Here is an 18743-nt window from a genome sequence, read left to right on the forward strand (position 1 = left end):
TCCTCGCCTCCTAATTTTCCATAAAACCGGTCAGCGGGCTGGACGCCTCGCCGCGAAAATCAAGAACACGGCCCGGACCTGAGAGATAGGCCAGACGCCCTGCTTCAATAGCCAGTTTAAAAGCTTTTGCCATGGCGGCTACATCTCCGGCAGTGGCAATGGCTGTGTTTGCCATAACGGCGTCAACGCCCAGTTCCATCGCTTCACAGGCCTGGGAAGGACGGCCGATACCGGCATCAACAATAATCGGAAGGTCGATCTCCTCCACGATCATTTTTACAAAATCACGGGTACATAAGCCCTTGTTGCTGCCGATCGGAGCGCCGAGAGGCATGATCGCCGAAGCGCCTGCATCTCTTAAGGCCCTGGCGGCTACCAGGTCCGGCATCATATAAGGCATAACGATAAAACCTTCTTTGGCGAGAATTTCGGTGGCTCTGATTGTCTCATAGTTATCCGGCATAAGATATTTGGATTCATGGATCACTTCGATTTTTACAAAATCACCGCAGCCCAGTTCCCGGGAAAGGCGGGCAATACGCACAGCTTCCTCTGCGGTCCTGGCGCCGGAGGTGTTTGGCAGAAGAGTGATGCCTTCCGGCATATAATCGAGAATATTTTCCTTTCCGCCCGCATTGGCCCGGCGAAGCGCCAGAGTGGCCATCTCCACACCGCCGTTTTCGATAACAGCCTTGGTCATTTCCAGAGAAAATTTCCCTGAACCTAAAATAAAGCGGGAATTAAATTCATGTCCGCCGATAATTAACGTATCTTTCATTTGATGTTTCCTCCTGATCATTTATTTTTATTAAACCTCTTTGATTCCAAGCAATAGCCGAAGCGCCATGTTCGCCTCATGAGCCGCGCAGATCTGAACCCGGGGAGCCATGAGTGAGCCGACCGTTTCGATGCCGGATACTTTATCGCCGCATAGATAGAGATTGTTCATGACTTTTTCCGTGCGGATGGTATTGGAACTGCCGTATCCGGCCATCCCCGAACCGGAGATCAGCGGCAGGCCCGGACAGTTTTCAAGAAGGCTGTTGATCAGTTCGGCTTTCGCTTCCGGCTGATCAAAGGCTTCGCAGACTAAATCACAGTCTTTAAAAAGTTCCGGGGCGTTTTCACCGGTGATCTTCAGGCGCCGGGTGTCCAGCCGTATGTAGGGATTTGCCTGTAGGATTAAATCCCGGATCGCCTCGGATTTTGGCATCCCAAGATGGGAGATCATATAGTGTTGGCGGTTTAAATTGCTCGGCTCCACAATGTCAAAATCAATGAGCAGCAGATGTCCGACTCCGCTGCGGGCCAGCATCATGGCGATATTTGAGCCAAGCCCTCCGAGACCGGCGATTCCCACGCAGGCTTTGGACAATATGTCAAATGTTTTTTTGCCATGCCTTTCAATCAGCATAGCGTCATATTCATTTTTTGTAAGCATCATCAGCCGCCTCCGACAAAATGAACAATTTCAAGGGTATCCGCCTCGGTGAGCATAACGGAATCATAGGACTGTTTCGGAACAATATTTCCATTGCGCTCCACAGCAATGCGTCCGGCTTTATATCCGGAGTTTTCCAGAAATTCCATTAATGAGACAGATTTGGAGAGAGTGATGGTTTCGCCATTGACTTTCATAGGAAAAATACCTCCTTTATCTTTTTTAAACACAAAAAGGGATACACCCGCGGTGGTGTACCCCTTTTATAAAGCATTTGCTAAATAAACTTAACGAATCCATATGAAATTATTACAAAACAAAAATATCACAAAGCCGGCGTGTTGTCAAGATATTCCTGTTCAAGGCGAAGGACATTTTTCATGGCCTCCACGCCCGGTGCTCCAATCGTGTTTCGCGTATTGACGCAGGTTTCAAGGGAAATGGCGTCATAAATATCTTCTTCAAATACCGGGCTGATCGCCTTGTATTCTTCCAGTGTCATATCATCCAGCGCTTTATTGTTTTCAATACCGTAGAGAACAAGCCGGCCGATGATTCCATGGGCATCGCGGAACGGAACGCCGTGTTTCACAAGATAGTCGGCGGCATCGGTGGCATTGGTGAAACCGTTTCTTGTGCTTTTTGCCATGGCAGGCTTATTGATCTTCATTGTCTGAATCATGCCGGTGAAAAGTTTAATACAGCCCTTGGTTGTATCAATAGCATCGAAGGTCAGCTCCTTATCCTCCTGCATGTCCTTATTGTAAGCCAGAGGAAGCCCCTTCATGGTTGTGAGCATGGACATGAGGGCGCCGTAGACCCGGCCTGTTTTTCCGCGGACAAGTTCGGCAATATCCGGATTTTTTTTCTGAGGCATGATGCTGCTCCCGGTGGAGTAGGCGTCATCCAGCTCGATAAACTGATATTCATTGGTATTCCATACAATGATTTCTTCTGAAAAACGGCTGAGGTGCATCATGATCGTGGAGAGGGCGCTTAATAATTCAATCAGATAATCTCTGTCGGAAACCGAATCCATGCTGTTTAATGTCGGACCGTCAAAACCGAGGAGCTCTGCGGTGTATGCTCTGTCCAGAGGATAGGTTGTTCCGGCCAGGGCGCCGGCACCGAGAGGACAGGTGTTCATTCGTTTATAAATATCGGCCAACCGGCTCCGATCCCTTTTAAACATTTCAAAATAAGCGCCGAAATGATGGGCCAATGTCAATGGCTGTGCCTTCTGTAAGTGGGTAAATCCGGGCATAAAAGTTTTGGTATTTTCCTTCATAATGGAAAGAATAACAGAGAGAAGGTCGCAAAGAAGGGCGTCGCATTCCCTGATTTCATCCCGGGTGTAAAGTTTCATATCCAGGGCAACCTGGTCGTTGCGGCTGCGGCCGGTATGAAGTTTTTTACCGGTTTCGCCGGTGCGCTCGATGAGCATGGCCTCCACAAAACTGTGAATATCTTCATAAGCCGGAGAAATTTCAAGTGTACCCGCTTCGATTTCATTCTTTATATCCTTGAGAGCGGCAACGATGGTATCCCGTTCTTCATTCGTCAATATCTGCTGTTTGGCCAGCATGGTGACATGGGCGATACTGCCGTCAATGTCCTGTTTATAAAATTTTCGGTCAAAGGAAATGGACGCATTGAAGTTATGTACCAGCTGATCTGTCTGCTTCGTAAAACGTCCGCCCCATAATTTTAATTCCATTTGGATTCACTTCTTTCTATATAATAGTGTATGTCCTCACAATATTAGCTTATTTTGCATGAAAATGCAAGAAATATTCAATGTAAATTTACATCTTTACAATAAAAAATGTCTATGATATAATAATGCGGTATAAGTAATAACCCGTGTTCAGATGAGGGAAACTCCAACCCGTTCTTAGCACGAGGCATTTTAAGATTCAGGAGGAAAGAGATTATGATTACATCAGAGATGAAAAAAGAAATCATCGCTACTTATGGAAGAACACCGGAGGATACCGGTTCACCGGAAGTTCAGATTGCTTTATTGACAGCAAGAATTAGCGATTTAACAGAGCATTTGAAAGTGCACAAAAAAGACCATCATTCCAGACGGGGTCTGTTGAAAATGGTTGGTCAGAGACGTGGTATGCTCGACTATCTCAAGAAGACAGATATCGAAAGATACAGAGCTATCGTCCAGAAGTTAGGTTTAAGAAAATAATTTTAAACAGTGGGATGGAGCTTTCCATCCCACTATTTACATTCATTTTTCACAGGAATCTGCTATTCGAGACCACTGAAAAGCGCATGCAGCCGATGGATTTTCAAAGGGCGATTACGGAGAAGATTCGTGGCCCGCTTGTCTTTTTCAGTAGTTTCGATTGGTTTCCTGTGAAAATGATCAATATTTTTATAAGGAGATTGAATATGTCAAAAGAGTACAAGAGTTATTCTATGGAACTGGCAGGAAGAACCCTGCGCGTTGATATCGGCCGTGTTGCCAAACAGGCAAATGGCGCCGTTTTTATTCACTATGGAGATACGGTCATCCTTTCTACGGCGACAGCTTCTGAAAAACCGAGAGAGGGAATCGATTTCTTCCCGTTAAGTGTTGAGTTTGAAGAGAAAATGTATTCTGTAGGTAAGATTCCGGGAGGCTTCAATAAGAGAGAAGGTAAGGCCAGCGAGCATGCGGTATTGACTTCCCGTGTCATTGACCGCCCGATGCGCCCGTTATTCCCGAAGGATTACCGCAATGATGTCACATTAAATAACCTGGTTATGAGCGTTGACCCGGATGCTAATCCGGAGGTCGTTGCTATGCTCGGTTCTGCTTTGGCTGTATCTATTTCGGATATTCCGTTTGACGGCCCGATCGCCGCTACCCAGGTAGGACTTGTGGACGGCAAGCTCGTATTTAACCCGATGGAAGAGGAAAAACTGAATTCGGATCTGGCCCTGACAGTCGCTTCCACCCGTGAGAAGGTTATTATGATTGAAGCCGGAGCCAATGAGGTGCCGGAGGATAAGATGATCGAAGCTATTTTTGCCGCTCATGAGCTGAATCAGGAGATTATTAAATTCTTTGACGGTATTGTGGCTGAATGTGGTAAGGAAAAGCACAGCTATACAAGCTGCGCCGTGCCGGAAGAGTTATTTGCCGCAATTAAAGAGCTTGTACCGCCGGAAGAGATGGAGGAAGCTGTATTTACGGATGAAAAGCAGGTGCGGGAAGAGAATATTCGCCAGATTAAAGAAAAACTGGCAGAAGCCTTTGCTGAAAATGAAGAATGGCTGGAACTTATTGATGAGGCTGTTTATCAGTATCAGAAAAAGACCGTTCGTAAGATGATCTTGAAAGATCATAAACGCCCGGATGGCCGTGCGCTGAATCAGATCCGTCCGCTGTCTGCAGAGGTTGACTTACTTCCGAGAGTTCACGGCTCCGCCATGTTTACCCGTGGGCAGACTCAGATCTGTACCGTAACAACACTGGCTCCAATGTCTGAAGCACAGCGTATTGACGGTATTGATGTTAATATTACATCCAAGCGTTATATGCATCATTATAATTTCCCGTCCTACTCTGTCGGTGAGACAAAACCTTCCAGAGGGCCGGGACGCCGTGAGATTGGTCATGGCGCTTTGGCTGAAAAAGCATTGGTGCCTGTATTGCCGAGTGTGGAAGAATTCCCATACGCGATCCGTACAGTTTCTGAGACATTTGAGTCCAATGGTTCCACATCCCAGGCAAGTATCTGTGCATCGACCATGTCACTGATGGCTGCCGGTGTTCCGATCAAGAAACAGGTTGCGGGTATTTCCGCCGGACTTGTTACCGGGGATACAGATGATGATTATGTTGTACTGACAGATATCCAGGGACTTGAAGACTTCTTCGGCGATATGGACTTTAAGGTAGCGGGTACCCATGATGGTATCACAGCGATTCAGATGGATATTAAGATTCATGGCCTGACCCGCCCAATCATCGAAGAAGCCATCCGCCGCACAAAAGAGGCAAGAGAGTATATTATCAATGAAGTATTAACTCCGGCCATTGCCGAGCCTCGGAAGGAAGTCGGCAAGTATGCACCGAAGATCAAACAGATTATGATCGATCCGCAGAAGATTGGTGATGTTGTCGGCTCTAAAGGAAAAGTTATCAATCAGATCATTGATGAGACCGGCGTTAAGATCGATATCACCGATGACGGCGCTGTGGCTGTCTGCGGCGTAGAAAAAGAGGGCATTGATAAGGCCATCGAAATGATTCAGATGATCGCTTCCGAATTCGAAGAGGGCAAGATTTATGTCGGCAAAGTTGTCAGCATCAAAGAATTCGGCGCCTTCCTTGAATTTGCACCGGGCAAAGAGGGTATGGTTCATATCTCCAAACTGGATAAAAAACGTGTAAACCGGGTTGAAGATGTCCTTACTCTCGGCGATGTTATTAAAGTTAAATGCCTCGGAAAAGATAAGATGGGCCGTATCAGCTTCAGCAAAAAAGATGCTTAGTAAGAAATAATTGTATACAAAAAAACGTTATCTCCAGGAAACCGTTTCAAGGTTTCGGGAGATAACGTTTTTTGTTAGTGATTTATGTCGTATATTAGGATAATTGGTAGATGAATGATGATTGCATTTTTTGAAAAATAGCATATAATAAAAATAGAGATAGATATCTATCTTCGGGAGAGTCCCTGCCATATAGTGGGAGATTTTAAACTCGGGAGAGTCCCTGCCATATAGTGGGAAATTTTATTTTAAAGGAAGTGGGGTGTCCACTTCCTTTTTTAAGGGGAATATTGAGTGATAAATGAATTTAAGATATACAGTGTATCAGACAGGTATATTAGCTTTTTAAAGGCGCGTTGTCCAAACGTATATTCCAATAAGGAATTACAACGAGTACATACAAGAAAATATGTTGGGATAGTATTAAAGATAGAAGATTTTTGTTATTATATTCCAATGTCATCGCCAAAGGAGTCCGATTATCAAGTGGCTGGTAAGGATAAAGTGATTAAAAAAAGCATTGTACCGATTATTAGAATTGTTGTGAAGAATAGCCGTGGCATTAAAGAATTAAAAGGAACTTTGCGAATCAGTCATATGATACCTGTGCCGGAAACTGAGTTGGAATTATATGATATGGAACACGAAACAGATTTGGCATATAAGGATTTAGTTCAAAACGAGATTATTTTTATCCGGAGAAACAAAACAAAAATTGAAAATAATGCAAAGTTGATTTATAAACAGAAAAAAGAAGGGGATACTTCAGCGGGATATGTGAAATCAGCATTGGATTACAAATTATTGGAAGAGTATTGTCTGGAATATATGTCTAAACAATAAAAAACGTTATCTCCAGGAAACCGTTTCAAGGTTTCGGGAGATAACGTTTTTTGTCAGATAACGTTTTATTTCCATTACTTATGTTCCGGCTCCATGTTTTCTTCCGGTTCCGTCAGATAAACATGGATGGTATCTATTCGGTTTTTATCCATTTTTTCAATCACAAAACGGATGTAATCTTCTGTAATTTCTTCGCCTTCGGTTGGAATGTGTTCCAGCACATTGATCATATGACCGGCGATGGAGTCGTAATCATCGGATTCGATATGGCAGCCGAAGGTTTCATTGATGTCATCCAGACGGGTAGAGCCATCCACCAGGTATTCGCCGGTGTTCAGTTTCTGGATCGCATCGACTTCATCATCATCATATTCATCGCGGATCTCGCCGACGATTTCTTCGAGAAGGTCTTCCAGAGTAATAATACCGGCGGTAGCGCCGTATTCATCCAGCACGATGGTGATGTTGATGGAATTTTCGCGCATCTGGATCAGCAGATCCGATGTCTTTTGGTACTCATAGGTAAAATAAGGTTCACGAAGCAATTCGGAAAGCTTGAAATCTTCTTTAGGACCTTCATAATTGAAAAAGTCTTTTAATGTGACAATGCCGATCACATTATCTTTGGTTTCTTCATATACCGGAAGACGGCTGTACATGTCTTCTTTAAAGACAGCACGCAGTTCATCATAGGACGCGGCTATAGGGACAGAAACCATGTCGATTCGCGGAACCATGACATCCTTCGCAAGGGAGTCGCCAAAATCAACCACGTTATTAATCATTTCTTTTTCTTCGCTTTCAAGAACACCTTCCTCATGGCTGACATCAATGATCGTCAAAAGCTCATTTTCCGTCATTACCCGCTCTTTGCCCGTATAACGCATACCGAGAAGTTTCATAAGGCCAAAAGAAATCTTATTGACAATAAAGATCAGCGGCGTAAAAACAACGGTAAGCCAGTAGATCGGCTTGACGTAAATAAAGCAGATCCGCTCAGCGGAATGGGTTGCAATGGATTTAGGTGTGATCTCGCCAAATACTAAAATAACAAGGGTCAGCACACCCGTCGCCACACCGATGGCCGTAGCGGTTTTTGAGGCCAGTCCAAGGTTCATCATGATCCGGCTGACCATTGTGGTTGTCAGCGAAGAAGCAGACAGGTTAACAATATTGTTGCCGATCAAAATGGCACTGAGCATTTTCTGAGGCTCTTCAATAATCTTACGGATCAAGGCGGCCTTTGGACGGCCCTCCTCCTCAAAGGTTCTAATACGGATTTTGTTTACTGTTGTAAACGCGGTCTCCGCCGAAGAGAAAAATGCTGATAAAAGTACGAGAATAATCAGCGTGATCAGTTGCGCCACACTCGTGGGATCCAAATAAAATCATCTCCTGTATTTTTATATTATAATGAAAGATTCTATCTTATATAGGGGTGATTGTCAAGAAATAACAGGAAATCAGAGATTTACACTTGTCATTCGCGAAAAATCATTGTACAATAGGAAGGGTCTAATAGTTATGCTATTGTCAAAAGGAGGCACTATGCGTAAGAAATCACATATTTCACTTGCTAATCATATGTTGAATGAATTTAGAGATGATGCGTTCATAGCTCATACTTATATGTTTCAGTTTGGAAGCCTTTTGCCGGATTTGGTGCCGTCATTTATTACAAAAAAGCATCAGATGGATACGACTTTTGACATTTTAGAGAAGAAACTGCGTAAGGTGATCGAGGAATATAGCGGGGATGAGGGCCTTTCCATGTCCAGATGCAAGGATCTGGGTGTGATCACCCACTATATCGCAGATTATTTTACATTGCCGCATAATAAGAAATTCAAGGGAAATCTGAAGGACCATGTGAGTTATGAAGAAGTTCTCAAGCATGCCATGCGTCATTATGTCAGCCAGGAGAATATTGAGAATCAGCCATTGATTCGAATGTCCATGTCTTCCGTAGATGATATTTGTAATTTTATTAAAAACTGCCATATGGAATATATTAAAATGGCAGCCGATGGACAGGATATTGACTGCAGACACAGTGTTGAAGTATGCCGTCAGGTGCTTGAGGCTGTGATGTTACTGCGTCACCAGCAGCAGCGTCACTATATACGGGTGGCCTGAAGGAAGATTCATAAGGATTTACAAAAGTACTTTAACAATCCTGGTTGAAGTACTTTTTTTACAATTTATATAAAAGAAAAGTAGAGGATGATAAAATTGGAACCAATGATTAAGATTGAGCATCTGGATAAAACTTTCAGGGGCAAAACGCAGACGGTTTATGCGCTGAAAGATATCAACCTGGATATTCAAAAAGGGGACATATTTGGAATCATCGGTATGAGCGGGGCCGGAAAGAGTACCTTGATCCGATGTATAAACTTTTTGGAGCGTCCGACTTCCGGGACAGTAAAGATCGACGGCAAGGATCTGGCGGCCTTATCCGATAAGGAGCTTCGGAAGACCCGCCAGGAAGTAGCGATGATTTTCCAGCATTTTAATTTGCTTCAGCAGCGGAATGTACGGAAAAATATTGCTTTTTCCATGGAAATTGCCGGAATGAAAAAAGAAGATATTGATAAGCGGATCGATGAATTGTTGGAGATTGTCGATTTAAAGGACCGGGCGCTGATGTATCCGGCCCAGTTATCCGGCGGACAGAAGCAGAGAGTGGCTATTGCGAGAGCTTTGGCGACAAATCCGAAGATTATTCTCTGTGATGAGGCGACCAGCGCGCTGGACCCGGCGACGACCCAGTCGATTCTGAAACTGTTGAGGGATATTAATCGAAAATACGGTATTACCATTGTGATCATCACCCATGAGATGTCTGTTGTGGAGAGTATATGCAGCCATGTGGCCATTATTGATGACGGCCAGCTGGCGGAGGTGGGCACGGTGGAAAAGGTCTTTACCCAGCCCGAATCCAGAACAGCCAAACGGATCATTTATCAGAAATCCGGAGGAAATCAGGCGGCTCTCGGAAAACGCTGCATCCGTGTTGTATTTGACGGTAAATCCTCCTATGAACCGGTGATTTCCAATCTCATTATGGAGTGTAAGATCGCGGTGAATATCATGTTTGCGGATACAAAGGATATTGATGGAAAAGCCTATGGACATATGATTCTCCAGCTTCCTGAGGACAGGCTCCAGGGGGACAGGGCGATTTACTATCTCCGTTCGAAAAATCTTGTGGTAGAGGAGTTGGAAGATTATGTTATTTAGTTCAGATGTTTGGATGATGATCGCAGAAGGTGTCCAGGGAACGCTGTACATGGTTTTGGTATCTACAATTTTCTCTTATATTCTGGGACTGCCTCTGGCAATTTTGCTGGTGGTCACCCGAAAAAATGGTTTGCACCCAATGCCGGTGGTCAATATGATCGCTGACGTGGTTGTAAATATATTACGTTCCGTACCGTTTTTGATCCTGATGATTCTGGTTACCCCGCTGATGCGGCTGATTGCCGGAAAAAGCTACGGCCCTACGGCCACTATCGTAGCTTTGGTCATTGCGGCGGCGCCGTATGTGGCGCGAATGATCGAATCTTCGCTGTTGGAAGTGGACCCGGGAGTGATCGAAGCGGCCCTGAGTATGGGCGCTTCCACGAAAACAATTATTCTCAAGGTTCTGATCCCGGAAGCAAAGACGTCATTGATCGTGGGCTGTACCATTGTCATCGGAACAATTCTTGGATATTCCGCCATGGCGGGAGCCCTTGGCGGCGGCGGTCTGGGAGATATAGCCATTCGTTACGGCTATAACCGTTATCAGTTTGATATTCTGATCGTTACGGTTATCCTGCTTGTAATCCTGGTACAGATTTTCCAGATCATCGGCATGAAAATTTCCAAGAAAACGGATAAACGTATACGGGAGTAGACGAAAAAGGAAAGGAAGAATAAAAATGAAAAAAGGATTATCCTTAGTATTGGCTGCAGCACTTTGCGTCGCAGCGATGACAGGATGCGGAAACTCTTCAAAAGAGACAAAGGCAGAAACAACGGCTGAAACAACAGCAGAGACAACAGCAGAAACAGGCGAAGAAACAAGCGGTGCTGCTGAAGCCGGAACAAAATTAACCGTAGCGGCATCTCCGACACCGCATGCTGAGATTTTAAATGCCGCAAAGGAAATGATGGCTGAAAAAGGTATTGAACTTGAAGTTATTGAGTTTACGGATTACGTTCAGCCAAACAAAGTTGTAGATGCAGGCGATGTGGATGCAAACTACTTCCAGCATTTCCCATATCTCGAAAACTTTAATGAAGAGCAGGGAACAAAGCTGGTTTCCGCCGGTTCTATCCATTACGAGCCGCTGGGAATCTATCCTGGAAAGAGCAATGACCTGGCAAACATTGCGGACGGCGCAGAGATCATCGTTCCAAACGATGCAACAAACGAAGCAAGAGCTTTACTTTTGCTTGAAACAAACGGCGTTATTACATTAAAGGAAGGTGCCGGTTTAAATGCAACAGCCAATGATATTGATGAAAATCCTCACAATGTAAAAATTATTGAGATGGAAGCTGCTCAGATTGCCAGAGCAGTGGAAGATGCAGATTTTGTTGTATTAAACGGAAATTATGCCCTTCAGGCAAACTTCAATGTTGAGACAGATGCTCTGGCTAAAGAAGAAGCAGATTCTGAAGCAGCTCAGACTTATGGCAACATTATTGCTGTTCGCGAAGGCGATGAGGAAAGACCGGAGATTAAAACTTTAGTTGAAGTTTTAAAGAGCGATGAAATTAAATCTTTCATTGAAACAACTTATGAAGGAGCTGTATTACCTTTAGAATAATTGATACAGTGATCATGCGGCGGCCGGAAGTATTTCGGCCGCCATTTGTTATAGGCCTTCGGTGGATTCGAAGGGGAGTACAAACTGAAGGGGAGAAAAAATTTATGGAGAATCTCTTAGGCAGTCTGAGAAGGGAAAATAAAGAACGGGAGAGACGTTTGAACGTCGCAGATAAGAAACTTTTGTCGGATATGGTTGGTTATATGAAAACTCAAAAAATATGCGACTATGATGTTGAGCAGGTGCGTAAGACGATTATTCGGAATACCCTGCGTGCTTATGGAAAGCGGAAAAATCTTGAAATCTTATCCGGTGGAGATTACCGGGAATATTGTAATAAACTTTGCGAAAATATGCGGCACGCCTCCGGCAAAGAACTCATTTTGTCCAGAGGAGTGACGATTATATATGCACTGGCGCTGATGTATCTGGTGCGTTTAGGGGATGTATTGATTGCCGGAGGTAATTTTATTAAACAGCCGGTAGAGATCAATATGGGCTATTTGTCGGCTACAGCCGCCATTCTTCTGGGAACCGTGCTGATCTATTTATATGTTTCAGGGATATTAAAAGCAAAAACAAATCGTATGACGAATCCGCAGATGATGGGACTTATTGTTTTAATTGCGGTGATTATCGCTGCGGCTTATGGCGGTGTGTTCTTTTTATCCGGTATTCATTTATTTGATATTCAGTGGTGGATTCCGGTTATCATCATTGTTGTTTTGTGGGCCTTGTTTAAAATATTATACATTCAATATGAAGATCAGATGGCGAAAGAGGCTTGAAGACTGCTTTATACTGTGATATACTAAAGTGCACATTTGGTTGATAAAGAAAGAGGGAGAAGAGATGAATTTAACATATACAAGCACACGGGGACATGGTGAAACGGTCACTGCATCTCAGGCTATTTTGAAGGGCCTTGCGGATGACGGCGGTTTATTTGTCCCGACATCTTTGCCGAAATTGGAAGTGCCGATGGAAAGGCTGGCAGGTATGAGCTATCAGGAAACAGCCTATGAGGTGATGAAACTCTTTTTAACGGATTTTACGGAAGAGGAATTAAAGAATTGTATTGCAAATGCCTATGATTCCAAGTTTGATACAGAGGTGATCGCACCATTGGTACAGGCGGACGGCGCTTATTTCCTTGAGCTTTTTCACGGCAATACCATTGCCTTTAAGGATATGGCCTTATCCATTTTACCTCATTTGATGACGACGGCGGCAAAGAAAAACCATGTGAATAATGAAATCGTTATTCTGACGGCCACCTCCGGAGATACGGGTAAAGCGGCGATGGCCGGATTTGCCGATGTTCCGGGAACCCGGATCATTGTATTTTATCCAAAGGACGGCGTAAGCCCGGTGCAGGAAAAGCAGATGGTAACTCAGAAAGGTGAGAATACCTTTGTTGTGGGCATCGAGGGCAATTTTGACGATGCGCAGACCGGTGTGAAAAAGATGTTTAACGATGCGAAGCTGGCTGAAGAGCTGGCCGTGGCCGGTTTCCAGTTTTCTTCTGCCAATTCTATTAATATCGGCCGTTTGGTGCCTCAGATTGTTTATTATGTGTATGCCTATGCAACGCTGGTAAAAAATGAGCAGATCAAAAATGGTGATTTCATTAACATTACGGTGCCGACAGGCAATTTTGGCAATATTCTGGCCGCCTATTATGCGAAACTCATCGGACTTCCGGTGGATAAATTAATCTGTGCGTCCAATACAAATAAAGTTTTGTTTGATTTCTTTACAACAGGTACTTATGATAAAAAACGTGAATTTACGGTGACATCCTCTCCGTCTATGGATATTTTGATCTCAAGCAATCTGGAACGGCTTATTTATCGTATTGCGGGAAATGACGCCGGGAAGAATAAGGCGATGATGCAGGCTCTTTCCGGAGAGGGCGAATACACGATTACAGAAGAGATGAAAGCGGGGCTGACAGATTTCTACGGTAATTATGCCGATGAAAAGGAAACGGCTGAGACTATTAAAAATCTCTATGAAAATACGGGCTATGTCATTGACACCCACACGGCCGTGGCTGCTTCCGTCTATAAAAAATATGTGGCGGATACAAAGGATACAAAGCCGACAGTCATTGCATCCACGGCAAGTCCATATAAATTTGCCCGCAGCGTGATGACAGCGATTGATGGAAAATATGATGCTCTCAGTGAGTTTGAACTGGTGGATGAACTGGTGAAGCTTTCCAACACGCCGGAGCCGGAGGCGGTGAAAGAAATCCGTACAGCGCCGGTACGTCATAACAATGTATGTGCCGTCGACGCTATGGAAGCGACCGTGAAACAGTGGCTTGGCATATAAAATTGAGGAACAGGAAAAATAGAAGGGAATACTCTCTGACAGATAAATCGGCTGTCAGGGAATATTCCCTTTTTAAATCAAGGCTCAAATCCTTCAAAGATAATCATATCCGCGTTATTCCGAACGGCGTCATAGGCATCCATCGTATTAATTGTCCATAAGGCCAGACGGGCCTGAAACAGATGGCAGTTGATTCGAACCATCGGATTTTTGTAATCCGTATATTTATAGGATATAAAATCCGGCCGGGACAGGAAATTGGATGCCAGAACCGTAATCATAAATAATACCAGATCACAGTGCGGTTTCTCCTTGAAAAAGTTGCAGGAGAGCTGTCCGCGCAAAATCTGCGGTTCATTTTTGCGGAACCATCGAAGCGCCAGCGGATTAAAAGATTCCAGGATATAATTACCGTTATAGCTGCGCATTGTTTTGGAGAAGATACGGCATAGGCGATTGCAGGTATGAGCTTCCGTTTTCAGCTCAATGAGCAGCGGTACTTTGCCCTTAACCAAATCAAGAACTTCCTGGAGTGTCGGAATTTTTTCATCGGTTGCAAGCAGCGTATACTGGCGGATTTCCTTGAGAGTCATATCTTTTATATCCCGTTCGATATGGCACATCCGATAGAGGGTATCATCATGATGGACGACCAACTCATTATCTGCCGTCAAATGCACATCCAGTTCAATACCGTAACCCTTGTCAACAGCGGCTTTGAAGGCGGGCATGGAGTTTTCCGGAACCCCCCACATATTATCATGGAGCCCCCGGTGCGCATAATCCCAGTGCATGAAAGGGGCCCATTTTTTCTGATGATTCAGCATGAGGCGGGGACAGATCAGAAAAAGAATAGTTCCGACAAACGCTGTTATTAAATGTGAAATTGATTGAGTAAGTTTTGAAAGTTTTTTCATTTTAAACCTCATCTTATATGTGATTTTGCATATACTAATAGTATCACGGAGAGAAAAAAAAGTCCATACAGATAAAGGTCAATGACATTTTTTGTCATATGCTGAAGGTACGTTATTGATACTTGAATTTTAATTGTATTTGGGATATAATAAGTGAAGAAATAGCCTGGGGTGTTCGACCATCCTGCTGTTTTGAACCTACATTATTTTGTACGGGATACCATATATTAAGAATATGTCAGGCCTCCGTTTGCAGTGGAAGACAAAAAACTTAATGAGGTAACCCACTTGGCGTCGGGTTAGGCGTCAAAAGGCAGGAAACGGCACTCTGGGTATATATAGAGAGATACAAAAGACGGTAAATCCACCGTCTTTTTTTTGTAAGGATATGGAAAGGGGTTGAATGATCTTTGCGGCGATATCTGTTACATATCGGAATATTCGGGGCGGCATTGACTGTTTTACTGTTTTATTTTTTAAATATTCACCGGCAATGGTCTGCAAACGAAATGATGAATCGGGCGCAGATCGCCCGGATGCTGGCGCTGATGCGATATGATGCTTCTGAGTGCGGCGAAATAGGAAAAGCCGATGAGAACGCGCCGCTGCCTGAGGATATCGCTGTAGATGAATGGTATGGCAGTTATGCGGCGGTGGCCCTGAAGGAAGGGTGGATGGATGTTAAAGCGGACGGTGGGTTCCATCCGGCAGACACATTTTCTTATGGTGATCTGAGATATGTGATGGAGCAGTTTCATTTATCGGAGGATTTGCTTTCTTTTTCCATAAAATATCGGCAGGATGACGGTATGGTGCCGAGGGATCAGTGGTGCGAGGTCTACCGGCTTCTTTCAGCGGAAAGCCCAAAAGTGGAAAAAGAAAGAATTTCGATTCATGGCACACCGTCCAATGTTGCCGGGCTGGAAGCATGGCAGGTTTTGACATCTGAGGGAATCAAAAAGGCGGAAGGGCTGGCTGCCGACATTTATATGGACAAGGCTGTTCAGGCCTACACGGCCGGAGATGAGATTTTGTGCATTATCGGGGAGGATACGGAAGAATGTCGACTGGAAAATGTCTGGATCGAATTCGGCGAAAATGACAGTCTTCGGGTATTTTTTGACGGATATGAACGGCAGATAAAGCTTGAGGGAAGGCTGAGCCGGACGCTGGAACCGAATATAGGGGATCTGACATTTGTCGATGGAAAGCTCACCGGGATAGATTATAAGACAAGCCGTGTAAAGGACGCGCTGACGGGGCTGGAAGACGGTGCCTTTGTGCTGGAAAATTACGGTAAGATCCCGGTGGCTGAGAATATGGCGGTGTATCAGATATCTCCGTCGCCCCGGGAAATAGCGAAGGAAACGCTGGCGGCGGATGGGACAGTGTATGAATTTGTTTTTCAGGGAAATGAGATCTGCGGTGTGATCTATCAGGATTATGCGGAGGAAACGATTCGGGTACTGCTTCATGGAAATGACGGCGGCTATGAGCAGAGCCTGGCAACGGTGACGGCGGATGAAGCCTTTATCGTCACTCAGGGAGATGATGTCCGGCGTTATGAGGGAGGCAGTGAGGTGACTATCCCGGCGGGAACAGGCAGCGCCGGAGTAAGGACAGAAAGTGAGCGGGGAAGAATACAGGTTTTATCGCTGGAGAGAAGCTGCGGAGCACCGTCTTATCATGGTACCCTTTGCCTTGAGGACAGGGGAGAAAATCTTTTACTCATTAATGAAGTGAACATGGAGGATTATGTGGCCGGGGTTATTCCGGGAGAAATGCCGGTTTCCTATGGGGCGGAAGCATTGAAGGTCCAGGCAGTATGCGCCCGGACTTTTGGCATGAGGGCCCTTGGGACGACTTTCAGGGATTATCCGGCAAATCTGGATGATACGGTATCCAGCCAGGTATATAATAATCAGGAGGAGTGTGACGAAAGTATTCAGGCTGTCCTGGATACCCGGGGACAGGTCCTTCAGAATACGGAGGGGCTGACGCCAACTTATTTCTTTTCAACCTCCTGCGGGCATACATCCGATGCGAGAGATGTCTGGTACAGCGGAGAGGGCAGCGCTGATGATGAGGCTGTGTCCGTGTTTTTGAGCGATGATTCTGTGGAACTTCATCTGATGCAGGAGGAGGATTTTCGACGGTTTATCAATATGGAAGACGGCGTATCCTATTTTGAGCAGGATCTGCCCTGGTTTCGATGGCAGGTATTTATATCTGCGGAGGATATACAAAACAGTGCGGAGGCTGTCTGTCAGACAGATATCGGGGAGCTTGAGGATATTACCGTGTTAGAGCGGGCGGAGAGCGGTTTGCTGAAGGGGATTCAGCTTCAGGGAAGCCTGAATTCCTGCACAGTGTATGGAGAATATAAGATCCGGCAGATATTTTCTCCGGCCAACGCAGAGCTGATGCCTCAGAGCGGAGAAACGGTGACGGGCTGGACTCTGCTGCCGAGCGCTTATTTTTATATGGATGGAGTGATCGAAAACGGCATCTGCGAGGGATATCTGATTCACGGCGGCGGTTATGGCCATGGCTGCGGGATGAGTCAGAATGGCGCCATGAAAATGGCGGAGATGGGAAAAGGCTATGCAGAGATTTTGAAATACTTTTTCCCGGATTCCGAGTTGATCACAGAATAGAAAAAAATCCGGTATTCCGCAGGCGGCAGAGAGATCTGTTCGCCCGCGGAATCGCCGGATTATTTAATACATCAGATGGAAATCTTCTTTTTTTTCAGGAAACAGGAAGTAATTTAATTCCGCTCCCAAAAAGAAAATATACATCATTAAATATAAATAGATGAAAAAGAATATCAAATAAGAAAGGCTGCCGTACATATAGGAAGAACTGCTGGAGTACTTGACATATAACGAAAAAATGTAGGAGCCGATCATCCATCCGGCGGTTGTAAAAATCGCCCCCGGAAGCTGTTTTAAGGTCTTCATCGGTTTGGCCGGAAGAAACTTGTAAAACAGGGTGAATATTAAAATATAAAATCCAATGGCGATGAAGGATTGGAGCATGTTTAAAAGCTGTGAATATTCGGGCATATTTGGGAATGCCGTGCGCAGCCAGTAGTAAATCCGGTTACCAAAGATAAGAACAATCACAGTGAAGATGATGACGATCGCAAATAACAGTGTGTAGAGGGCTGCCTTTAACCGGAGAATAAAATAATTCCGGTTTTCTTCAATCTCCTGAACCGAGTTCAGTCCATCGGACAGGGCCATGATTCCCTTCCCGGCGGTCCATATGGTGATGATAACAGATAAGGAGAGGATCGTTGCCCCCGATTCGACATGGATATCATCCAATATGGCCTGTACCGTCCCTTCATAAGAACGGGGAATGACCAGAAATATGGCGTCCATCATGGTTTCAATCTTAATGGGCAGATGCTGTACCAGTGTCAGGAGAAACAGCAGAAAAGGAAGGAAGGACAGTATGATAAAATAGGCGGATTGGCCTGAATATGCTGCAATCCGGTCTTTCCTTATTTTTTTTAATATATTTTGAACCCAGACAATCAATCGAAGCATTATAGTTTCCTCCTGATATTATCATTTTCAGATAACAACGATAATATCACGGATTTGAAAAAATGGCAACCAAATCCAGTTACGCCACTTGACAAAGAAAATGAATATGTTAAAATAAAACACAGTGTAAAGGCTGTGAATGTGTCAGTAGACATCTATTTTCTTCCAGAGAGGACCGGTCATCGGGTGGAAGCCGGTTTAAGTTCAGATATATGTTGAAATTCCCACAGGAGCTGCATCTTTGAATCCGGCGGGTAGTAGGAGATGACGTTAATGCACGTTACGCATATCCGAGTGTCAGGCATTTTGTCTGGAATTAGGGTGGTAC

The 18743-nt window shown here is 44.7% G+C and carries 17 protein-coding genes, 1 other RNA gene and 1 other annotated feature (1 of these 19 cut by a window edge); of the genes, 11 read left to right on the forward strand and 7 right to left on the reverse strand.

The genetic code is table 11. From position 1 onward, the window contains the following. Positions 1-10: 10 nt before the first annotated feature. The 4 genes from ACMN7X_RS02965 to argH all read right to left on the reverse strand — a co-directional run bounded on the left by ACMN7X_RS02965 (position 11) and on the right by argH (position 3158). Positions 11-778 carry a thiazole synthase gene (locus ACMN7X_RS02965; RefSeq protein ID WP_418746017.1) on the reverse strand — a complete coding sequence of 256 codons (768 nt, stop codon included), beginning with the start codon at positions 776-778 and terminating at the stop codon, positions 11-13. A gap of 30 nt (positions 779-808) precedes the next feature. After that, positions 809-1444: a sulfur carrier protein ThiS adenylyltransferase ThiF gene (thiF, locus tag ACMN7X_RS02970; RefSeq protein WP_418746018.1), complete on the reverse strand. Its 636-nt coding sequence runs from the start codon at positions 1442-1444 to the stop codon at positions 809-811. Next, positions 1444-1638 carry a sulfur carrier protein ThiS gene (thiS, locus tag ACMN7X_RS02975; protein ID WP_418746019.1) on the reverse strand — a complete coding sequence of 65 codons (195 nt, stop codon included), beginning with the start codon at positions 1636-1638 and terminating at the stop codon, positions 1444-1446. Before thiS ends, thiF begins: the two co-directional genes overlap by 1 nt. A gap of 128 nt (positions 1639-1766) precedes the next feature. Next, positions 1767-3158 (reverse strand): argininosuccinate lyase, encoded by a 1392-nt coding sequence (argH, locus tag ACMN7X_RS02980; protein WP_418746020.1) that lies wholly within the window; start codon positions 3156-3158, stop codon positions 1767-1769. A 216-nt stretch (positions 3159-3374) separates the two neighbouring features. Here argH and rpsO point away from each other — a divergent pair, with 216 nt between their 5' ends. From rpsO to ACMN7X_RS02995, 3 genes are all read left to right on the forward strand, one after another. Further along, positions 3375-3641, forward strand: a complete 267-nt coding sequence (rpsO, locus tag ACMN7X_RS02985; protein ID WP_132090876.1) for a 30S ribosomal protein S15 — start codon at positions 3375-3377, stop codon at positions 3639-3641. 206 nt (positions 3642-3847) lie between these two features. Continuing rightward, the gene (locus ACMN7X_RS02990; RefSeq protein ID WP_418746021.1) at positions 3848-5938 is read left to right on the forward strand and encodes a polyribonucleotide nucleotidyltransferase; all 2091 of its coding nucleotides are present in this window, start codon (positions 3848-3850) and stop codon (positions 5936-5938) included. Between the two features lie 294 nt (positions 5939-6232). Further along, positions 6233-6781 carry a type III toxin-antitoxin system ToxN/AbiQ family toxin gene (locus ACMN7X_RS02995; protein WP_418746022.1) on the forward strand — a complete coding sequence of 183 codons (549 nt, stop codon included), beginning with the start codon at positions 6233-6235 and terminating at the stop codon, positions 6779-6781. A 74-nt stretch (positions 6782-6855) separates the two neighbouring features. Here the strand turns inward: ACMN7X_RS02995 and ACMN7X_RS03000 are convergent, their stop codons facing one another. Next, positions 6856-8163, reverse strand: coding sequence for a hemolysin family protein (locus tag ACMN7X_RS03000; RefSeq protein ID WP_418746023.1), 1308 nt, complete (start codon positions 8161-8163; stop codon positions 6856-6858). A 166-nt stretch (positions 8164-8329) separates the two neighbouring features. On the opposite strand from ACMN7X_RS03000, the gene ACMN7X_RS03005 reads away from it, so the two are divergent. From ACMN7X_RS03005 to thrC, 6 genes are all read left to right on the forward strand, one after another. Beyond that, on the forward strand, positions 8330-8917 hold the full coding sequence (locus ACMN7X_RS03005) for a zinc dependent phospholipase C family protein (RefSeq protein WP_418746024.1): 588 nt from the start codon (positions 8330-8332) through the stop codon (positions 8915-8917). 87 nt (positions 8918-9004) lie between these two features. Continuing rightward, a complete protein-coding gene (locus ACMN7X_RS03010; protein WP_418746025.1) occupies positions 9005-10024 on the forward strand; it encodes a methionine ABC transporter ATP-binding protein in 1020 nt (339 codons plus the stop codon). Continuing rightward, positions 10014-10682, forward strand: coding sequence for a methionine ABC transporter permease (locus tag ACMN7X_RS03015; RefSeq protein ID WP_418746026.1), 669 nt, complete (start codon positions 10014-10016; stop codon positions 10680-10682). The genes ACMN7X_RS03010 and ACMN7X_RS03015 overlap by 11 nt, the downstream gene beginning before the upstream one ends. A 25-nt stretch (positions 10683-10707) precedes the next feature. Beyond that, positions 10708-11601, forward strand: a complete 894-nt coding sequence (locus ACMN7X_RS03020; protein WP_418746027.1) for a MetQ/NlpA family ABC transporter substrate-binding protein — start codon at positions 10708-10710, stop codon at positions 11599-11601. 104 nt (positions 11602-11705) lie between these two features. Further along, the gene (locus ACMN7X_RS03025; protein WP_418746028.1) at positions 11706-12389 is read left to right on the forward strand and encodes a hypothetical protein; all 684 of its coding nucleotides are present in this window, start codon (positions 11706-11708) and stop codon (positions 12387-12389) included. A gap of 64 nt (positions 12390-12453) precedes the next feature. Further along, on the forward strand, positions 12454-13941 hold the full coding sequence (thrC, locus tag ACMN7X_RS03030; protein WP_418746029.1) for a threonine synthase: 1488 nt from the start codon (positions 12454-12456) through the stop codon (positions 13939-13941). A gap of 77 nt (positions 13942-14018) precedes the next feature. Here thrC and ACMN7X_RS03035 read toward each other — a convergent pair whose 3' ends face one another. Next, positions 14019-14858 (reverse strand): glycerophosphodiester phosphodiesterase, encoded by an 840-nt coding sequence (locus ACMN7X_RS03035; protein ID WP_418746030.1) that lies wholly within the window; start codon positions 14856-14858, stop codon positions 14019-14021. Positions 14859-15018: 160 nt separating this feature from the next. Between ACMN7X_RS03035 and ssrS the strand changes: the two genes are divergently transcribed. Together ssrS and ACMN7X_RS03045 are read left to right on the forward strand one after the other, a co-directional pair. Continuing rightward, positions 15019-15196: non-coding RNA, 6S RNA (ssrS, locus tag ACMN7X_RS03040), on the forward strand. 72 nt (positions 15197-15268) lie between these two features. Then, positions 15269-17515, forward strand: coding sequence for a SpoIID/LytB domain-containing protein (locus tag ACMN7X_RS03045; RefSeq protein ID WP_418746031.1), 2247 nt, complete (start codon positions 15269-15271; stop codon positions 17513-17515). Positions 17516-17578: 63 nt separating this feature from the next. Here ACMN7X_RS03045 and ACMN7X_RS03050 read toward each other — a convergent pair whose 3' ends face one another. After that, positions 17579-18415, reverse strand: coding sequence for a YihY/virulence factor BrkB family protein (locus ACMN7X_RS03050; protein ID WP_418746032.1), 837 nt, complete (start codon positions 18413-18415; stop codon positions 17579-17581). A 126-nt stretch (positions 18416-18541) separates the two neighbouring features. Next, positions 18542-18743 (forward strand) — a binding site (T-box leader); it runs 22 nt beyond the window's last position.

This window comes from Frisingicoccus sp., assembly GCF_048388605.1.
Taxonomy (GTDB): domain Bacteria; phylum Bacillota; class Clostridia; order Lachnospirales; family Lachnospiraceae; genus Frisingicoccus.